The sequence below is a fragment of the Gallalistipes aquisgranensis genome, from assembly GCF_014982715.1.
GTDB classification, from domain to species: Bacteria; Bacteroidota; Bacteroidia; order Bacteroidales; family Rikenellaceae; genus Gallalistipes; species Gallalistipes aquisgranensis.
In genome coordinates this window covers 602,463-623,508 of sequence record NZ_JADCJY010000002.1, presented here as the reverse complement: position 1 = coordinate 623,508, position 21,046 = coordinate 602,463, and the positions used below count along the sequence as shown (strand labels likewise).

Sequence of the window (21,046 nt, the reverse complement as noted above, 5' to 3'; positions counted from 1 at the left end):
ACATGAAAAAGACTTTATCCTGTTCCTTTATTTTTTATTTTAATCTATTTATTTGTCTCGCGGGGCTCGCCTCGTGCGCCGCGCAGCCCGAAAAGGCCGGCAGGGAGCCCGTCAAGGTGATCTTCGACAACGACATGGGCAACGACATCGACGACGCACTGGCCATCGATATGCTCTACAAATACGCCGATGCGGGGATCATCGACCTGATCGGAATCACCTCGAACAAGGTGGAACCCGCCAGCGTGGAATACATCGACATTCTGAACAACTTCTACGGATACCCCGACATTCCGGTCGGACGGCTCACCGGCGTGGAACAGTACGACCGGCCCAACAGCTATGCCCTGCAGACCGCGGCGGACCCCTCCTACAAACGGAGCATCGGAAACTACGACTCCCTGCCCGAGAGCGTCGATCTGCTGCGGCGACTGCTCGCGGCGCAGCAGGACAGCTCGGTGGTCATCATAGCCACGGGATTCTCGACCAACCTCGCCCGGCTGATGGACTCGAAGGCGGACGCCAGCTCCGAACTGGACGGCATGGAGCTCATCCGCAGAAAAGTGAAACACCTGCACATGATGGCGGGCGACTTCCGGCAGGAGAACCCCATTCAGGAACATAACGTCGTGTTCGACATCCCGGCGGCGCAACACGTGTACGACAGCTGGCCGACGCCGATCACCACGAGCCCCTTCGACGTGGGCGAGAAGATCCTCTACCCGGTCGAGTCGATCCTGAACGACTTCGGGTTCACGGACAAACACCCCGTGGTGGAGGCCTACAAGGTCTACAAGAAGATGCCGTACAGCCGTCCCACCTGGGATCTGACCTCGGTGCTCTACGCGATCGAACCCGACAGCGGCTATTTCGAGGTCGTCGGCCCGGGCCGCGTGCATGTCGACGGGAAGTCGATCACCACCTTCACCCCCGAAGCCGGAGGCCCCCACTTCTATCTCGCGGCCGACAGCCTGCAGCGCGAACGGATCAGGAACCGTTTCGTCGAAATCATCACCCGGGAACCGGCCGCACTCTCCCGCGAAACCGAACGATAACCTAAAACACACTTTTTTATGAGCAAATTCATCAGACGACTACTGCTTTTCCTGTGGCTGCCGCTCATTCCGGCGTCCGCCCTGTCGCAGAACGCGACTGTCAGGGGAAAGGTGACGGACACGAAAGGGACGCCGATCGCCGGCGCCACCGTGATCGTCAAGGAGACCAACAAGGGCACCATTACCGATGCCAAAGGAATGTTCAGCCTGAGCGCACCCAAAAACGGCAACCTCGAAATCTCCTTCCTCGGCTATAAGAAGAGCGCCCTGCCGATCGGCGGAAAGACCTATCTCGACATCCGGCTCGAAGAGGAGACCACGGCGATGGACGAGGTGATCGTGGTGGGATACGGCACCCAGAAGAAGATCAACCTCACGGGCGCCGTGGCCCAGATCAAGGGCGACCAGATATCCAACAAGCCCAGCACCAGCGTCCTCTCCGCCCTGCAGGGCGAAATGCCCGGCCTGCTGGTGACCCAGCAGAGCGGCCAGCCCGGCGAGGAGGGCATGCAGCTCCAGATCCGGGGATACTCCTCAGCCAACAACGTGGAGACCCTCGTGCTGATCGACGGCATCGAAGGATCGCTGGAGACGGTCAACCCGAACGACATCGAGTCGATCTCCGTGCTGAAGGACGCGGCCTCCGCCTCGATCTACGGATACAAGGCGGCGGGCGGCGTGGTTCTGGTGACGACCAAGCAGGCCAAGGCCGGCAAGGTAAAGGTCTCCTACAACGGCTCTTACAGCATCACGATGCAGGGGCGTATGCCCAAACGGCTCGATTCGTGGGAAGAGTACGAGATCGTGACCCGCGCCAGCGACGGGGGCATCATCGACTACCAGTCGATGGAATACTACAAGAATCCCAACCTCGAGGCGCTGATCGCCGGCGACACGAAGCTGGGCTATTACGCCAACACGGACTGGGTGGACATCGGCCTCAAGTCGGTCAGCAACATGCAGCGCCACTCCCTCTCGCTGCGGGGCGGAACCAAGCAGCTGAGCTACTCGCTGTCGATGGGCTACTACAAGCGGGACGGCTTCATCAAATACGGACCCGACAGCAACGACCGGGCGAACATGCGTCTGAACATGACCTCCCGGCTGAACCGGTACCTCACCGTCGACCTGAAGCTGACCGGCGACCGCTCCGAAGTGAAGGAGAACGCCTTCACCTCGAAGGGCGTGATGGCCAAGATATACCGCAGCCGCACCCGCTCAACCGTCTATTTCCCGCAGGACGAGGACCCCATTCCCAACGGGAACATCTACGCCGGGCAGGACGCCGACAACCCGATCGACATCATGCGGAACGCCGGGACGAGAAGCACCGTCAACAACGACTTCTCGGGCCAGCTGGCGCTCACCGTGCGCAACGTGCTCCCCGGACTCAAGGGAACCTTCAGCGCCTCCCGGAAATACCGGGCCGCGCTCCACGACCGGAAGACCCACCAGATCAACTGGTACAGCCGGGGGACCATCCTGCACCGCCAGTCGCAGACGATCCCCAACGGAGTGCTCAAGCAGCGGGACAACACCTACACGGACCTGTTCCGCGGCGTGCTGGACTACGACCGGTCCATCCGCAAGCGCCACAACTTCCAGGTGATGGCCGGCGTGGAGTACGAACACTACGTACTGAACCGGATGAACGCCAGCAAGGACTACCAGCCCGACGGCATCTATTCGCTCAACTTCGGCAACGCGGCCTCGGCCAAAGCCGCCGACGAGATCCGCGAGTCCAAAACGCAGTCGGTGTTCGGCCGCTTCAACTACAACTACCGGGAAAAATACCTGCTCGAAGCCAACCTGCGCTACGACGGCAGTTCGCGCCTGGCTCCGGAGAACCGATGGAAACTCTTCCCCTCGGTGGCCCTGGGCTGGGTCGTCAGCAAGGAGCGGTTCCTGCGGAACGTGAAGGCCATCGACATGCTGAAAGTGCGGGCGTCATGGGGACAGCTGGGCAACGCCACCGCAATCGGGTACTACGACTATATCCCGGTGGTGGAAGACGGAACCACCATCTTCGGCGGAGGCATGGAGTCCACGAACTACGTCGCTACGCTCGCCTCCCTCCAGAAGACCTGGGAGACGATCGAGATACAGAACATCGGCCTGGACCTCGCCCTGCTGAACCAGCGGCTCCAGTTCTCCGGCGACTACTACGTCAAACGTAACAAGAACATGCTCTCCCAGACCAAGTGGGTCCCTTCGCTGATCGGAGTGAACGTCCCCTACCTCAACGTGGGTGAACTGAAGACCTGGGGATGGGAGTTCGAGATCACGTGGAGAGACCGCATCGGAAAGGACTTCAACTACTTCGTGTCGTTCAACCTCTCCGACAGCCAGAACAAGCTGGTGAAGTACGAAGGGGAGAACATCGTGGGCGAAGGGATCGTGCAGCTGTTGCAGGGCTACCCCATGAACACGATCTGGGGCTACCGGACCAACGGGCTCTTCCAGGAGAAACCCTCGAGCGAAGTGGCCAACTACCAGCCGGGCAAGAGCCTCACCGGCGCCGGCGACGTGATCTACGTCAACCGGGACGACGACCCCAACATCACCATCGGCGACGGTACGCCCGCCAATCCCGGCGACCTGGTCGTGCTGGGCACCACCGACCCGCGCTACACCTTCGGGCTCAACCTGGGCTTCGAGTGGAAACGGTTCAGCTTCTCGGTCATGCTCCAGGGAGTCGGGAAACGGAAATTCCTGCTGGACGAGGAGACCCTGAACCCGACCGCGGGCTCCCTCTACCAGGCCGTGGATTTCCACCGCGACTACTGGACGCCAGACAACCGCGACGCCTTCTTCCCGCGGCCCGTGTACAAGGGAGGCTCCTACAACTACAAGCCCTCGGACCGCTGGATCCAGGACGGATCGTACATCCGGCTGAAAAACATACAGATCGGGTACACCATTCCGATCAAGAAAAGCTTCATCGAGAACCTCAACGTCTACGTCTCCGGCGACAACCTCTACGAATGGACGAACACCTGGAAATCGTTCGATCCGGAGGCTCCGGCCATCGCCAGCAGTCAGGAGTGGTATGCATTCTTCCGTTCCGTATCGTTCGGACTCAACCTCACCTTTTAAACCGATCCGGCCATTATGAAAAAGACCATTCATAAAATATCCGTTCTCTGCGCATGCCTGTCGCTGTTTTCGGCATGCGACCTCGACGTCTTTCCGGAAACGTCCCTGAGCGAACCCCTGTTCTGGAAAAGCGAATCCGACTTCAAAAACGCGGCCAACCAGCTTTACAGCCTGCTGGGCCACCGATTCGGGGACACGCGCGCGGATGACCTCTACCGCAACGCCGTCCCCGACGATATCAGTTCCGGCACCTGGATCGTGCCGGCCACCAGCGCCGACTGGACCAACCCCTACAAGTCGATCTTCGCCGCCAATCGCATCATCGAAAACGCCCCGGCCGAAGAGAGCGCCACGGGCGAAATCAACCGTTTCGTCGCGGAAGCCCGCTTCTTCCGGGCCTACAACTACCACCTGCTCGTCTGCAAATACGGGGACGTCCCCTACATGGACCGCACGGCCGGAGACATAGACGATCCCGTGCTCTACCTGCCGCGCACCCCGCGGGCCGAGATCACCCGGAAAATCTACGCGGATCTGGAGTGGGCGGCGAAATACCTCCCGAAACCCTCGAAACTCGATGCCAAACAGTACGGACGGGTCACCTGGAGCGCAGCCAAGGCACTGAAGGCGCGGGTGGCGCTGTACGAAGGGACCCGGGCGAAGTTCCACGGCTACGGAACACCGGAAGAGGACCTGAAAATCGCCTACGAAACGGCGTGGGAAATCATGGAAACGAAAGAGCACACGCTGTACAAGAAAGGGAGCACGCCCTACAAGGACCTCTTCGTGTACGAGGGAGAGGGCGCCGGAAACACGGAAAACATCTTCGTGAAGGTGTACGGTTTCCCCGACAACCTGCTGGTGACGCACAACTACGCCTACCAATATTTCGCCAATTTCGGCGTCACGCGGAACTTCCTCAACCTCTACCTCACGGACGAGGGGCTTCCCTACCAGGACAATCCCGCCAACGAGGTGACCTACAACGACTACATGGACGCCCGGGATCCGCGGCTCGTGCAGACGATGGCCCGCAGGGGGGAGCTCTTCTACCACAACTACAACTTCACGCCCTACGAACAGTCCAAGACGGGCTTCGGCACCCATAAATTCGTCATCAGAACCGGCGAACAGGACCAGCCCTCGACGCTGGACTGCCCGCTCATCCGCTATGCCGAAGTCCTGCTGATCTATGCGGAAGCCAAATTCGAACACGACGGCTCCATTTCGGACGACGATCTGGAGCTGACGGTCAACCAGCTGCGCGGCCGGGTGGGATTCGGCGTGAAGCTGACCAACGACTTCGTCACCGAACACCAGCTCGACATGCGGACCGAGATCCGGCGGGAGCGCTCGGTGGAACTGGCCCTCGAAGGATTCCGGTACGACGACCTGATCCGTTGGAAAACGGCGGAGGAGGTTCTGCCGCAGGAACTCTACGGAGCGAAGTTCATCCAGGGAGAGTGGGGCTCCAAAACCGAGGAGACGCTCGACGAGAACCTCTCGCCCGACAAGCTGATCATCGTCCAGCAGAAGAGCGGTCGTTTCTTCAATCCGGAGAGGGACTACCTCTACCCCATTCCGACCAACGACATCGCCCAGAGCAAACAGGTGATCGTACAGAACCCGAACTGGAAATAACACATCGACTCAGAAATGAAAAAGAACATATTTTTACTGCTGGCAGCCGCCCTCGCCTTCGCCTCCTGCGACAAGGACGACCAGAACTATCCGGACGGCTACGACACGCACTACTACGTGGCCTACAACTACAACACCTCCTCGACCGGTTCGCTGGTGTTGCAGAACTCGACGCACTCCATCGACCGGGACGCCGCCACTCCGCTCAAACTGCAAATCAAATTCATGTCGGAGAATCCGCGCGATTTCGACGTCCGGGCCAGGCTGTACGTGCGTAACAGCCACTACTTCCTGCGCTCGATCGGAGTGACGGCTCCGCCCGAAAACTACTTCGCCACGGAGGATTCGCTGGCCGTCCCCGGCGTGGACTTCCAGCTGCTCGACAAGAACATGAACGTGATGACGCCCGTGCGCGCGGATTCGGTCACCTATTACGAAATCGTATTCCCCAACGCGCAGAAAACCGTGGAAACGATCTACCTGCAGCCGCTCAACAACGAGGACTATGCCCACATGCGCTGCGTGTGGCTCAGTTTCGCCCTGCACAAGATCGAAACCCGCATCTCCGAAGAGATGCTCAAGTACACGGCACTGAACGTCGACGCGGGACCATACAAGGTGAGCACCATGTCGAACTCCTATTACCGGCGCATTAACATCAGATAACGCCATGAAAAACGGAATATCCATCCGGATCTGCGCCCTGCTGGCATGCGCGCCGCTCCTCCTCGGGAGTGCGGCGGCCCGGGCGGCGGCTCCGGAGACGATCGACCTTTCGCGGGCGGCCGTCGTCTGCACACAGGACGACCCGATCGCGGCGCGGGGAGCGGAGATCCTCCGGACGGAGGCCGCCTCGCGCACGGGAATCGAACTGCCCGCCGCACAGGGAAGCGGAATCACGATCGTGATAGGCACCGAAGCGCACCTGACCGGCAGCGACCCCGCCGCCGCAGCCCTTCTGGGAAAACTCCCGCCGACGGGCGCCGACGGTTTCAAAATAGCGTTCGACCGGGCCGGGAACAGGCTGCTGGTCGCAGGTCACGACCCGCGCGGGGTGATCTACGGCGCGGGCTGGCTGCTGAGGAAATCGGCGATGCGCCCAGGCTCCTTCCTCTTCCCCTACCCGGGCGGCATAGCCCAGACCCCGGCCGAAACGATCCGGGGCATCGACCTGAACCCGCCCCACCCGAAAGCGACGGACCCGAACGATCCGCAGACACTCGCCCGGTTCGAACAGAGCATCCGGGAACTGATGGTCTTCGGGATGAACAGCGTGGGGGTCCTGCGGCGCGTGCCCCCGCGGTACGTGGAGCTGCTGAAATCCTACGGACTCGACGTTTGGCTCGTGAACTTCTACAACGGGAACGTCTACGAAGAGGAGGAGAGCCTGAACCGGGAGCTCGCCGCACGGGAGAAGGTGTTCAAATCCTTCCCGGCGATAGACCACCTCTGCACGAAAAGCGGCGACCCGGGAGAGCTCGATCCGGCGACCTTCTTCAAAGTGCAGGAACGGGAAGTGAAACTGCTGAAGAAATACCATCCGGAGGCCCGGGTATGGGTCGTGCCGCAGCACGTGACCCGTTCGCCCGAAGAGTATTTCGATGAATTCTGCCGCCGGACCAACGAGGCCGACTACATCGACGGCGTAGGTTTCGGACCGTGGACACGGACCCCGCTGCCCGAACTCCGGAAAAAGATCCGTCCGGAGCTGCCGATCCGGCGTTTCCCGGACATCGGCCACCTGTACAGCAGCCAGTATCCGCTGCGCAACCTGGACCTCCCGATGGCCATCTGCTACGGGCGGGTCGCCATCAACCCCTCGCCCCGGGCGTACAAGCATATCCACAACCGCTACAAGGATTTCGTGACGGGATTCACCGCCTATACGGAGGGCACCAACGACGACGTGAACCGGTTCGTATGGCTGGTGCAGAGCTGGAACCCCTCGACGACGGCCGAAGAGACGATGGCCGATTACGGTCGCTTTTTCATCGGACCCGACTACGAAAAGGAGTTCGCCCGGGGAGTGCTCGCACTGGAAGAGAACCTCGACGGGGCGGTCGAGCCCAAGGAGAGCATCAACGGGACCCTGGAGATATGGAAAGGGATGGAGAGCCGGGCCGACGCCGGGGTGATGTCCAATCCCCGTTTCCAGATGTGCCTGCTGCGGGCCTATTACGACACCTACGTGCGGGAGCGGTACCTCTACGAAAAACGGCTGGAGGAGGAGGCGCTGGGGATTCTCGCGTCCGCCGACCGGAAGAGCCTCGACGGGGCGATCGAACGGGCGCGGCAGACGCTGCGCAAGGCACGGCTCGAACCCGTCCGCCCCGACCTGCGGCAGCGCATCGACGAGCTCTACGACAGGATCTACGTGACGGAGAACGCCTCCTGGACGCATGAATACCAGAAATGCATGTTGCAGAGCCAGGTGGACGCCCCGCTGAACGACAGCCCCTGGATCAACCGCTGTCTGGCCGCCGCCCAGCGCACGAAATCGGCGAAGGAGAAGCAGGAGATCGTCGAAAACCTGCTCCACCGCAAGGACCCCGGGGAAGGGGGCCTCTACTTCGACCTCGGCTCCCTGGAGACCGACGGGATCGTCCGGTCGGGGGAGAACTGGGAAAACGACCCGTTCTACCTCTCTTCTCCCTTCCGCAATTTCGGGGTGAAAGTGAACCGGTTCACCATCACTCCGCGCGACTTCGAGGGCGCGGCGGTTCCCTCGGAGTGGCTCACCCAGGCGGCCGTCTACTACGACCAGCCGATGCGGCTGACCTTCGGCGGACTGGACCCGAACACCGCATACAGAGTAAAAATCGTCTACATGGGCAGTTTCAACAGCATCCGCGGATACACCGTGACGCTGACCGCGGGAGAGGGGACACCCGTGCACGGGGCGATCGCCCCGGCCCAAAAGCCCATAGTGGAGTGTTCCCTGCCCGGCGGAACGGTGCAGCCCGACGGGACCGTGACGCTGACCTGGCAATGCAACCGGGGCGGCCGCGGTGTCAACGTGGCGGAGATATTCTTTATCCGGGACGACAAAAATGGAAAATAAGTAAAACTACAGCCAAATGAAAAAAGAATTGTTACAGCGCATCTGTTTTTTGACGATGCTGGCCGGAGCGGTCGCAGCCTGCAAGGATTCGGAACATGAGGAGGCGGCCGCGAGCATCGGGATCAGCGTGACGGCCCAGGCCGACCCGCTCCGGGCCGAGGGCGCAGCGGAATCCGGCGACATAGACATCCTGTGGGAAAAGGGAGACTCCCTGAGCATCTGGGCGCTCTGCGAAGCGGGCAGCAGCGGGAACAGCAAGTTCACGCTCGATCCCGCCACGGCGGGAAGCGCCGAGGGACGGTTCCGCGGCACGGTCTCCTCGCCCGGCTACCAGCAGCCGCAGCGTCTGTTCGCCGTCTATCCGTACAGCGAAACCCGGGGCAACGACATCACCTATGTCTCGATGAAGATCCCCGCCACCCAGACCCAGAAGGGCAGCGAACCGCAACTGAAACAGAAGGGCGTTTTCATCGGCCGGGCCGACATCGACCGCCTCGACGGACAGGAAGCCGTCTTCGACATGGCCTACTCCTGCGCCGGACTGCAGTTCTCGCTCGACTGCACGGGTACGGAGCTGGAGGGCAAACAGCTCGCTTCGATCCGCATAACGGCGGAGGAGCCTTTCATCGGCAACATGGTCTACGATCTGAAAAACGACCGGGTCGTGGTGACGAGCGCGGGCAAAACGGGCACCCTGCAATTCGCGGACTCGCCGGAGCTCTCCTCGGTCGTGAAGGGATGGATGGCCGTCAAGCCCACCGATCTGACAGGCGCCCCGGTACAGATCGAGGTGCGGACCGCCGACCAATGGACGGCTGAGATCGAATACACGCCCTCGGCCGCCTACGAAGTGGACAAGGTCTACCCCATCGACCTGAACATCGGCCGGCTGATAACCGACGGAGCGGCCGTCGTCAACGAACCGGTGACCGACCTGAGCACCTCCGGAACGGCGAACTGCTACATCGTCACCTCGCAGGCCAAATATAAGTTCAAGGCGACCAAAGGCAACAGCAACGAATCGCCCGGCGACATCGAAAAGGTAGACTGGCTGTGGATGAGCAAGGACGGCCTGCTCCACTCGATCTCCTATGCGGACGGGGAGGTCGTCTTCAAGGCGACGGGCGACAAGGGCAACGCCCTGCTGGCCGCCTTCGACGCCGAAGACAGGATTCTCTGGAGCTGGCACATCTGGCTGACGGACGATCCCCGTGCCAAGACCCACTACGTGGCCGCCAGCAAGTTCGCGTTGATGGACCGCAACCTGGGCGCGACGACGGCCGATGCGGACAACGTGTCGTCATACGGACTGCTCTACCAGTGGGGCAGGAAAGACCCCTTCATCGGCTCCATCGACGAGGGAGACAACACGACCGCCGGCTACCGCGAGAACCCCGGCTTCACCACCGCCACCGCCGAGTACGTCAAGAATCCGGCCTACGACAAGGCGTTCCGGGTGGTCGCCAACACCGACGTCAGCGTCGATCCGGAGCTCTTCGAAATTCCGTACACGGTGCAGAACCCGATGGACTACATCCGGTTCGGCGCGAATTCCAACGGAAGCGGGGAGGGCACCTGGTTCAACTCCGCATGCGACACCGATTTCCATAAGGATCTCTGGGGCGGGAAAGCGACCGACTCCTACCGCAAGACGGTCTACGACCCCTGCCCGCCCGGCTACAAGGTGCCGAACTTCTCCGGCGACACGTGGGCGGGGCTGGAGTGGAACACCAACCTCTCGATGGAGAGCTACCTCTACGTGGCCAAGTACCTCGACCCGGCGACTTCGCAGACGGGTTACTATCCGGCTGCCGGCAGCCGTCCCGGAGCCAAGAACGGCCGGATGGCGGACACGGGTACCAAATCCGTCCTGTGGGGATCGCTCTGGTACATGAGCGGTACGAACCTCTCGGCGAGGACGATGACCATCGACTTCCTCAAAAAGTCGGTGAACACGAATTCCAAAACGAACGTCTGCGACGCGGCATCCGTCCGCTGCCAAAAAGAGTAATGCCATGAAACGTATGACAAGAACGTTTGTGTCCATTTGCCTGCTGTGTCTCACGGCATGGCAGGCAAATGCCCAGACGGACCTGAGCGCGGAAGGGACGGCGAACTGCTACATCGTAACGGGCGAAGGTGTCTATTCGTTCCGGGCCGCAGTGGGCAATTCGGGCAAGCCCGTCGCCGGGATGGCCTCGGCGGACTGGCTGTGGCAGACCGACCGGAAACTCGTCTCCGAGGTCTCCTACTCCGGCGGCACGGTGACCTTCCGGGCGGGAAGCATGAAGGGGAACGCCGTGATCGCCGCCCTGGACGAAGGAGGCAACATCCTCTGGAGCTGGCACATCTGGGCGACGGACGATCCGTGCACCGACACCCATTTCGCATTTGAGGAGCGCATCAGTTTCATGGACCGGAACCTGGGTGCCACCTCGACCGCCGTGGACGACGTCGCCTCCTACGGGCTGTATTACCAATGGGGCCGCAAGGACCCGTTCATCGGAGCGGAGTTTGCCGGATCGTTCGACCTCTCCCGGAGATACGAGGACACCGGTTTCACCGAGGGCACGGCGCTCGCCTTTTTCAATCCGGCGATCAGAGGGACGGACTGGTTCACGATCGTCCCCAACAACAGCGACCGGATCGAAACGGGGAAGTGTGTGGAATACACCATCGCCCACCCCACCGCCTTCATCGGTTTTTCGGCCGAGTCCTTCGAAAGCGGGAAAGGCAGTTGGTTCAACGACCAGTACGGCAGGTTCGACCGGCTGTGGGGATTCATCTCCTCACGCCGGCCCGTGAACAAAACGATCTACGACCCGTGTCCGCCGGGATGGAAGGTTCCTGCGAACAGTTCCGAAGCATGGTTCGGATTCGAGACGGCGGAACCGGCCGGACAACTCGCCGGACAGGTCTATTACTTCAAAGCCCGGCCATACTACTATCCGGCGGCCGGGACCCGACGGCAGACCAACGGCAAACTCCAATACGCAGGGGCCAGCGGCATCTACTGGTCGGCCACGCCCAACGGCGTGAACGCCATGTCGCTGCGGCTCGAAGAGGAGGAGATACGCATCAACCTGCGTGCCCCCCGGGCCACGGGAGCCAGCGTACGGTGCGTACGGGAATAGTCGCGGCACTGCCCGAAACAAGCGGGGGTCCTGTCTGATGACAGGGCCCCCGCTTGTTTCAATTTCTGACGATCCCCTGGTCACAGAAAGGATGGACCCGCCCGGCAGCCTTTCCGGACCAGGCAACGGGAACAGTCAGAATCCGATTTCGGAAGTCGGCTGGCAACGCCCGGCTCACCGCCCCTCTTCCCATCACGAAACGTACAGACAGGACATCGCCGACAGCCTGTCAGAATTCCGCCTCCCCGAAACCACGACTCCAAAACGACAAAACGGCACATTCGAAACCGTTCGCCCGGTGTCGGATAAATATTTTGACAGCCTAACAGATTCTCTTTGAAAGTTCATATAATAGGGGTTACTAATTCTTCTCTTACCAAAGTCCTCATATAAGGGTTATACTCTTCTGGTGCATAAAAATATTGTTGAGGAACTATCGAACCTATTTCATCATAATATAATAGTGCACGTACTGTCCAATTTGTTTCGGGCAGATTAATGTAAGGGTAATATAATAGCTTGTCCATAGTTTAATTTGATATGTTTGGTGAATTAATGGTAATAAGCCGATTGCAATATTTTTTAAATAACTCTTATTGTTTTTTGAACTTATTTATGAGATTGTTAAGATTCAAGCCTACCCCACAAATATTAGGTTTCAATTCGAGATTATCCGTATCTAATATCTTATTCCAAAAATTAGTATCTTGACCGAGATTTTGCTGTCTTTCTCGTTTAAGGCTCTTTTTAATTTTTTCCAGTTTGGCTTTGTATTCCGGAGTATAATCAGATTTTTCCAAAAACGACTTCTCAAAATCCTCCATCTTCTTGCAAAACGACAATGGATCTTCTTCGATAAATTTACTGCAAATTTCTGAATGCAGCCAAATAGAAAGACAATGAAGACGAGATTGGTATCCTGTCAATTTTAAGTCTCCGTCTTCTATGACCAAATCGCTATTTTCGATTGCTAAATCATTTTCTCCGGCCTTGTCTATTCCATTTAAAAGATAACAAATATCCTTATATAAAGTTTCTATGAAAAGGTCGTTATCAGAACGCAATGGTTCAAGAACTTTATAGATATATTCGTCCAAAGATTTTTTCTCTGTATTCCGAATATCCTCAATTATTCCAATATAATCATCTCGTTTCAGCATTGTAATCAACATCTATATGAATGATACAAAGATACTTGAATAATGTGAATTAGAAGAATTTTGGTTAAATTATTTTGCCGTTTCCAACCTGCCAACTAACTTAGTTCATGCGAGTTAAGTTATTATATATATTCATGTATTGGATGACAAGCTAACTTCCAAAGGAAAAGATTTCATATCTTTCATTTTAAGATAATGCGAGAAACTTCCACCAATTCCCACTTACGAGATTGATTTTGCGCCCCTATATCCGCCCCTCCAAAAGGAAGAAGGCTTTTAAGTCGCTAATTTAGCGTCACTTAAAAGCCTTCTTTGAGGTCTGAAGCGGACGCCATAAATCTAAATCGAATTTTACTGATTTTAATTTTATTTTATCTATATATCAATATTTTACATCCATTTTTCGTAAACTGCGAGGTCTGGAAGTTTTCGAAAATTCGGCCGATGTATGACAAATGTATGACAAAAAATGATTACATTTGCAGCAGATAAAACCTACTGACCTATGGCATCCTTCTGCTATCGCATCCGCTCAACCCAGAAAAACAAACTGGTCAAGATCCAAATTTTCTTCACGGTTGGCCGCGGCAATCAGTTCTACGCAGACAGCCAATATATGGTGCTGACAGACGCCTGGGACAACAAGCGGCAGACGGTTAAGAGCCGCTACTCCTTTACCGACGATTTCACCGAGCAACAAGGTCGTGACCTGACGGCAAAATTGGCTGAGCTACGTAGTTTTATCTTCGGCGAAATGGCAAAAGACCCTGAACATGCGATGACGAAAACAAAGCTGGAGAAAATTATTTATAGTTTTCACCATCCACACAACATATCCGGCAGTCGCAATGCACGCAGTCGGGAATCGCTGACCGACTATATCGCCCGCTATACGCGCGAAATAGAAGACGGGACACGGCTCAACATTCATAAACTCCGTTACGGAGCTTCGACAATCAAGAATTACAAAGGTTTCATTATTCAATTCGAGGAATTTTGCAAAGCAAAACACAAACGATATGACTTTGGAGACATTGACCTTAAATTCTATGACGATTTCGTTGCCTATTTTACCGCAAAAGATTATTCGATCAATACTATTGGACGCCATGTCAAAGAGTTGAAAATCATTATGCGTGCGGCTAGGGAAGAGGGTTTGCACGACAACGGCACGATCGAAAACCGCAAATTTCGCGTATTGACAGCCGATGTTGAAAATATCTACCTTACGGAATCTGAAATCAAGGCGATGGCTGCGCTTGAGCTATCCGCAGACAAGCACAAGGAAATTGCCCGCGACGTTTTTTTGGTCGGTTGCTATACGGCACAACGTTTCAGCGACTATTCGACCATCAATGAAGGAAACCTCCGTACATTGGAGAACGGACAGCAAGTGATCGACCTCAAACAACAAAAAACGGGCAACCATGTCGTGATTCCCGTCAGACCCGAATTGCAAACAATCTTGGACAAATACCAGAACCGGTTACCCAAATCGTATGAGCAAAAAGTAAATAAATACATCAAGGCAGTCGCACGAGAAGCCGGTATCACGGAAAAAATAGAGGTTTCGTACATCGAAAATGGCAAGAAGAAAACGCATATCGTTGAGAAATGCGATATGGTCAAGACCCACACAGCCCGGCGAAGCGGCGCGACAAATATGTATCTGGCTGGAATCCCTACCATTGCTATTATGAAGATCACGGGACATAAGACTGAGAAAGAGTTTATGAAATATATCAAAGTCACAGAAGAACAGACCGCTATGGAACTGATGAACCACCCCTATTTCAGTGGAAAATAATAAATACTAACTTTGGCTATAATGTAATATAAACATATGGATACAGGTGAAATAATACTATACCAAACAGCAGACGGTGAAACAGCCATTGACGTCACATTGGGGCATGACACGATCTGGCTTACCCAAAAGCAAATAGCCGAATTGTTTGGTACCAAGCGTCCTGCAATTACAAAACATCTAAAAAATATATTCCTATCAGGCGAGCTGGATGAAACTTCAGTTAGTTCCATTTTGGAACATACTGCCGCCGACGGGAAAAAATACGCTATGTTGTTTTATAATCTGGATGCCATCTTGTCCGTCGGTTATCGTGTCAATTCCAAGAATGCCACTCAATTCCGCATTTGGGCGAATAAGGTTTTGAAAGAATATCTGATAAAAGGTTATGCCGTTAAAGATACGATCAAACTGGAACAGTACGAAGAACTGAAACAGACTATCAAGCTATTGTCTAATGTAATGGATCACAAACGCCTGACCCATTCTGAAGCGACCGGATTACTGAAAGTTGTCACCGATTATACTTATGCCCTCGACACGCTTGACAAATATGATTACCAGCAACTCACCATTGACAATACGACTACGGAAGCTAAATTTGAGGCGACCTATGAGAATGCGAAAATAGCCATCGAGGAACTACGCAACAAATTCGGCGGCAGTCCACTGTTCGGACACGAAAAAGATCAGTCGTTCCAAAGTTCGATAGGCGCAATATACCAGACCTTCAACGGCAAAGACCTCTATCCGAGCGTTGAAGAAAAAGCTGCGATGCTGCTCTATCTGGTAACAAAGAACCACTCATTCAGCGATGGAAACAAGCGCATTGCCGCATTCCTGTTCCTATGGTTTATGGAAAAGAACGGTATTCTTTACAACATCGATGGTACGAAAAGAATCGGCGACAATGCACTGGTCGCCCTTACCCTAATGATCGCTGAAAGCCGGACAGAAGAGAAAGATATTATGGTCAAAGTCGTTGTCAATCTTATCAACCATAACAATTGATTTTATTTTTACTGCAAGAAATCCAATAAAGAATGCCGCGCCGACGAAAAATAGAGATCAAAGCCTCCGAACTGGAATGTTTCGACATTTTAGTCGGGGAATTACGCACAAGGAAGGAGTTTACTAATTTCGATCCACAGAGCATCCACGTTTGGACTTATGAAAGTTACGAGCAAGAATTAAAGAATGTAGATAAAGCGCTCTATAATCTCGACCGGTGGTTAGCGGTACACCATAACGAAACATTCCTTACCTCGATAAAAGGAGATCGATTACTCAATAAAAAAGAACTGGCCAAGGCGTTAGGCATCACTCGCCCTACGCTCGATCGATGGCTCGGCAGCATATGGTTGAAAAAATGCAGGAATCTTTCCTGTCCCCATGACAACACCCATTATTACTCTTCGGCGGAGATTCGTGCAGCACTTCAGGCATATAACGCAGACAAATAAAGTAAATATAACAACTTCTATGCGGGAATGGCATTTTGCTGTTCCCGATTTTATTTTCCTGATTTATCACTTTACACATTCAAGACAAAGACGACAAAAGCAAGACAAAGGCGACTAATGTCTTCGCCTTGATCTAAGTATGTCTCCAAAATGACAACTTTTGTCCTTAATTGTCCTTGCCAAGTAGCACAATTTACTGTTTTACAAAGATTTGAGAAACAATTTCCTTTGTAGCGTTAACCTTAATGAACTGCATTATGCCAAAGGAAATTTATTTGTCCGGCCTAACGGCTGACCAACTCTCCGAAATGATACGAGAGTCTCTGCGCGATGAACTTCAACAGTTCCGTCCCGCACGTCCGAAATCTGAAACTAAGTACCTGACACGGCAAGAAACAGCCCGCCGCCTGCGGATTTCGCTCGTAACACTTACCGACTGGGTAAACCGCGGTAAGATATGCGCCCATAAAATAGGTGGACGCGTCTTATTTCGCGACAGCGACGTCGAAGCTGCCCTAAACCAGATCGTACCAATTAAAAACCGATAGCGATGAAAGAGAAATATATCCGCATCGGCACACAATTGTACAAGGTCGTGCGGCGCCCCCTCATCAGCGGGGATTTTATCGAAGAAAAGGTACAATGGAGTTATGAAACACTCCGACAGGACTACGGCAAAAACAACTTACCGGAAATCGAAAAGTACGACGGTTTTTGCAGTATCCCCGACCACGTGAATTACCAACGGATACATGGCACATACCTAAACCTCTACGAACCGATACCTTATCGTCCGGAGCCGGGTGAATTTTCCCATATCCGGATATTTCTAACCCACATCTTCGGTTCACAGATCGAGCTGGGATACGACTATCTGCAACTGCTTTTGATGCGTCCCACACAGATGCTTCCGATTCTATTACTCGTATCCGGTGAAAGAAATACCGGCAAAACCACTTTCTTGCGTCTACTTAAAATGATCTTCGGCAAGAACGCAACTTTCAACACCAACGAGGATTTTCGTAGCCAGTTCAATCTAGATTGGGCCAATAAGCTGTTGGTCATGGTCGACGAACTCCTACTGAACAAAATCGAAGATACAGAAAAGATTAAAAACCTATCCACCGCCGGGGACTATAAAGTCGAAGCCAAAGGCAAGGATAGACGGGAAATCGAATTCTTCGCAAAATTCGTTTTATGCTCCAATAACGAAAAGAACCCCATTATCATCCCTCAAGAAGAGATCCGTTTCTGGGTGTTAAAAATAAACACCATCACCCATGATGACATTTATCTCAAAGATAAAATGCGTGCGGAGATACCCGCCTTTCTTCATTTTTTACTTCATCGCAAATTATCGACCTCCCAACAATCTCGTATGTGGTTCGCTCCTGCCCTGCTCGAAACGCCAGCCCTGATAAAAATTAAAAAATACAACACAAATAAGGTTGAAACAGAAATCGCCACTTATTGTATCGAGGTCATGGACAGGCTCGAAAAAGATACTCTGCTCTGTTGTCCCAAAGATATGCTCGACATCATAAGGGAAACGGGCCTGAAAGCCGACCTGGTACAAATCCGCAATATATTCAAAGATAGCTGGAAACTACGATCGGAAAAGAACGGCGACTATACTTTTTATCATATCGGAACTGAAGGAGAGATATTCCCTGCCAAACGAAAAGGACGGTATTTTGAGATTTCCCGCTCTTTGGTCGAAAAACTACTGTTGTAGTGTTGTTTTTAGCGAATTATTAAAATAAGTATCTGATAATCAATATCAACACTCCCATAACATCCAACAACAAATCCACAACAAAATAAAAATCGTTGAAAGTAACAGCTTAGGGTGCTGTTGGAGAATTGTTGTCTATATAACTTTCTGTTTTACAGCATCAATACATGGTTTCACAACCAAACCACAAAAAATCCACCATTATGAATTACGAAGAAATAAAACGTCATAGTATTCGTACTTACCTTGCGACACGGGGCATCTTTCCTCAGTGGGAACGCGACAACCGGGGCATGTACCTCTCGCCGCTGCGCAAGGAACGCACCGCCAGCTTCAGCGTCAGTTACGATAAGAACCTCTGGCACGACTTCGGAACGGGCGAAGGCGGCAGTATCATAGACCTTGTAGCCCGTATGGAGAACTGTTCCGATATCGAGGCCGCACGGAGGCTGAACGAAAGGAATATCGGCACACTCGCACCTGTTTTTGTCGAACTTCCAAGATTGAAAGAACCGACACTATCCCGTTTAGTCGTTCTCTCCGACCGTGAGCTGACCCACCCGGCATTGCTCGGCTACCTGACTGGCCGGGGCATAGACCCAGCCATCGCCCGGACTTATTGCCGCGAGGTACACTACACAATCAGCGGCAAGAAGTATTTTGCTATCGGATTCCGCAACGACGCCGGAGGCTGGGAATTACGTAATCCCCGGTTCAAAGGGAGTAGCACGCCAAAAAATATCACCACCCTCGATAACGGCAGCAATACGGCAATGGTGTTTGAAGGATTTATCGACTTTCTTTCTTATCTATCGATGAAAGCCAACCCTACACCCTCCATCGACACTGTTGTATTCAATTCCGTGACGAACTTGCAAAAAGCCGTTCCATTTCTTGTGCGCCACAGGGTCGTCCATGCCTTCCTCGACAACGACGAGGCGGGACAAAAAGCAGTGGACCGATTGGGGGAAAACTTACCCTCCTCCGAAGTGATCGACCAATCCGTTTTCTACCGCGACTACAAAGATCTGAATGACTACTGGCAGGAGAAACGCAAGACGATCTGCAAAGTGATCGACGACTCTCCAGCTCCAGCGCACGAAAAGCAATGGGAGAAAACGAAACGAGCGGATATTTCTGCTCCGGAAGCCCGGCAATGTGTCCAGCCCTCAGTAAAGAAGAAACGCCCCGTCCACAAGTTTTAATCCCGTTTCACGCCCCAGGCATTTACGCTCCCGGAAAAGCCATAGCCTATTAGGGCTTTTCCATTTCGCATCGCCAACGACGCGGGAAAAGCCCCAATAGGCCAGCAGGGAAAACCCCGCTGGACACCCCATTCTGCGGTCGAAACGACCGCCGGACGCGGAAAGCGTCCGAAACCAACCCATCCAATCATCCAGCACACAAACAAAAATATACTTATGGGATATGTAGTATTGCATTTAGATAAAGCACCTGGAAACGAAGTGCGGATGACAGCTCACATCGAACGGACTCAAATACCCCCGAATGCCGATCCGTCACGCACGCATCTAAACCGCGAACTGGTTCAGTTTCCGAATGGGGTAACCAATCGAACGCAAGCGATCAATTTCCGGCTGGCACATGCCGGCCTGACACGCAAGATCGGAACAAACCAAGTCCAGGTAATTCGCGTTATGCTCACCGGGTCACACGATAACATGAAACGTATCGAGGCCGAAGGGAGACTCGATGCATGGTGCGCCGATAACCTTGCCTGGCTAAACAAAACTTTCGGAGCGGATAACGTCGTATCTGCTGTTCTTCATTTGGATGAATCAACGCCACATATCCATGCGGCAGTCGTACCTATCGTAACGGGCGAACGTCGCAAAGTCAAAGAGCAAAGAATCTCCGATAAACCCGGCAAAAAGAAATACAGAAAGAAAAATCCGAATGCCGCACGGCTCTGCGCTGATGACGTGATGACACGGATGAAACTGAAATCCTATCAGGACACCTATGCCGAAGCGATGGCAGATTATGGGCTGGAACGTGGAATTGACGGATCGGTCGCCCGTCATATCTCTACGCAAGAGTTTTACCGCAATGCCATAGCCGGGCAGAAGAATTTGCAGGATAACATCGACGAACTGCTTCGTATCGAAGAACAGAAACGGCAGGACGTAGAACGACTAAAGCAATGGGAGCAAGAGGCTCGGGCAGGTTACGAGCAGGCGGAGGCCATGCGTGAACGCAAAAACGCCGAGTTGGAAGCAACCGCGCATGAGTTGAAGGCAGTGAAAGGTGAACTGAAAACAGAAAGATTGAAAAGTGTGGTGGCAGAGGTGGGCTCCAACATCGTGGAGGGTATCGGTTCGCTGGTAGGAACGTCGAGAGTCAAAAAGCAGGAACAGCAGATCGCGACATTGCGGCAAGAGGTAGCCGCCCACGAGGAAACCATCGAGATCCTGCAAACCCAGATACAGACCATACAGTCCGACCACAGCCGTCAATTATTGCAAGTGCAGCAACAATCACAACAAATTGTTGGGAGGCTGCAAAACGAAATAGATCGCATTTACGGTTGGTTGCCCGACACACCCCAGCTTATCAAGTGGGGAGAGTATTGTCGTTTGCTCGGATTCTCCGATGCCCAGGTACGCGATCTTGTGAACATGCGCCCCATACGTTTTTCCGGCGAACTATATTCGAGGGAACATTCCCAGCATTTTGAAACCCAGAACTCGGAAGCCAGGCTTTTACGGGATGAAAAAGGCCCCGGAGGGTTCCAACTGTTCATCGACCAAATACCGATCCTAAAATGGTTCCGACAAAAGGCAAAGGAATTTCTAGAGCATATCGGAATCAAGATAAAAAACCGGAAACAAGGGCCACAACTCATACATTAACAACAATAATCACTTGTAAAA

General features: G+C 54.0%; 15 protein-coding genes. 14 read left to right on the top strand and 1 reads right to left on the bottom strand.

All coding sequences use genetic code 11. The features are described 5' to 3' along the window. Window positions 1-2: 2 nt before the first annotated feature. Genes INF32_RS11865 through INF32_RS11835 form a run of 7 tightly spaced genes read left to right on the top strand, consistent with a single transcriptional unit; the run spans window position 3 to window position 11,987 of the window. Entirely contained in the window at window positions 3-1,055 is a 1,053-nt protein-coding gene (locus INF32_RS11865; protein ID WP_226388610.1) for a nucleoside hydrolase, read from the top strand. Window positions 1,056-1,073: 18 nt separating this feature from the next. After that, complete coding sequence (locus INF32_RS11860) at window positions 1,074-4,151, top strand: SusC/RagA family TonB-linked outer membrane protein (protein ID WP_226388609.1); 3,078 nt, start codon at window positions 1,074-1,076, stop codon at window positions 4,149-4,151. Between the two features lie 15 nt (window positions 4,152-4,166). After that, the gene (locus INF32_RS11855; protein WP_226388608.1) at window positions 4,167-5,792 is read left to right on the top strand and encodes a RagB/SusD family nutrient uptake outer membrane protein; all 1,626 of its coding nucleotides are present in this window, start codon (window positions 4,167-4,169) and stop codon (window positions 5,790-5,792) included. Window positions 5,793-5,807: 15 nt separating this feature from the next. Continuing rightward, window positions 5,808-6,458: a hypothetical protein gene (locus INF32_RS11850; RefSeq protein ID WP_226388607.1), complete on the top strand. Its 651-nt coding sequence runs from the start codon at window positions 5,808-5,810 to the stop codon at window positions 6,456-6,458. 4 nt (window positions 6,459-6,462) lie between these two features. Further along, window positions 6,463-8,853 carry a hypothetical protein gene (locus tag INF32_RS11845; protein WP_226388606.1) on the top strand — a complete coding sequence of 797 codons (2,391 nt, stop codon included), beginning with the start codon at window positions 6,463-6,465 and terminating at the stop codon, window positions 8,851-8,853. Between the two features lie 16 nt (window positions 8,854-8,869). Then, window positions 8,870-10,864, top strand: coding sequence for a hypothetical protein (locus INF32_RS11840; RefSeq protein ID WP_226388605.1), 1,995 nt, complete (start codon window positions 8,870-8,872; stop codon window positions 10,862-10,864). A 13-nt stretch (window positions 10,865-10,877) separates the two neighbouring features. After that, complete coding sequence (locus tag INF32_RS11835; protein WP_226388604.1) at window positions 10,878-11,987, top strand: fibrobacter succinogenes major paralogous domain-containing protein; 1,110 nt, start codon at window positions 10,878-10,880, stop codon at window positions 11,985-11,987. Between the two features lie 593 nt (window positions 11,988-12,580). Here the strand turns inward: INF32_RS11835 and INF32_RS11830 are convergent. After that, window positions 12,581-13,147, bottom strand: coding sequence for a hypothetical protein (locus tag INF32_RS11830; RefSeq protein ID WP_226388603.1), 567 nt, complete (start codon window positions 13,145-13,147; stop codon window positions 12,581-12,583). Between the two features lie 505 nt (window positions 13,148-13,652). Between INF32_RS11830 and INF32_RS11825 the strand changes: the two genes are divergently transcribed. From INF32_RS11825 to mobV, 7 genes are all read left to right on the top strand, one after another. Next, on the top strand, window positions 13,653-14,954 hold the full coding sequence (locus tag INF32_RS11825) for a site-specific integrase (protein ID WP_226388602.1): 1,302 nt from the start codon (window positions 13,653-13,655) through the stop codon (window positions 14,952-14,954). A gap of 36 nt (window positions 14,955-14,990) precedes the next feature. Beyond that, window positions 14,991-15,965: a RhuM family protein gene (gene rhuM / locus INF32_RS11820; protein WP_226388601.1), complete on the top strand. Its 975-nt coding sequence runs from the start codon at window positions 14,991-14,993 to the stop codon at window positions 15,963-15,965. A gap of 32 nt (window positions 15,966-15,997) precedes the next feature. Next, on the top strand, window positions 15,998-16,417 hold the full coding sequence (locus INF32_RS11815; protein WP_226388600.1) for a hypothetical protein: 420 nt from the start codon (window positions 15,998-16,000) through the stop codon (window positions 16,415-16,417). A gap of 245 nt (window positions 16,418-16,662) precedes the next feature. Then, window positions 16,663-16,965 carry a helix-turn-helix domain-containing protein gene (locus INF32_RS11810; protein WP_317172726.1) on the top strand — a complete coding sequence of 101 codons (303 nt, stop codon included), beginning with the start codon at window positions 16,663-16,665 and terminating at the stop codon, window positions 16,963-16,965. Window positions 16,966-16,967: 2 nt separating this feature from the next. Then, window positions 16,968-18,152 carry a primase-helicase family protein gene (locus INF32_RS11805; RefSeq protein ID WP_226388599.1) on the top strand — a complete coding sequence of 395 codons (1,185 nt, stop codon included), beginning with the start codon at window positions 16,968-16,970 and terminating at the stop codon, window positions 18,150-18,152. 203 nt (window positions 18,153-18,355) lie between these two features. Continuing rightward, window positions 18,356-19,357, top strand: a complete 1,002-nt coding sequence (locus tag INF32_RS11800; RefSeq protein ID WP_226388598.1) for a toprim domain-containing protein — start codon at window positions 18,356-18,358, stop codon at window positions 19,355-19,357. A gap of 216 nt (window positions 19,358-19,573) precedes the next feature. After that, window positions 19,574-21,025, top strand: coding sequence for a MobV family relaxase (mobV, locus tag INF32_RS11795; protein ID WP_226388597.1), 1,452 nt, complete (start codon window positions 19,574-19,576; stop codon window positions 21,023-21,025). Window positions 21,026-21,046 lie beyond the last annotated feature (21 nt).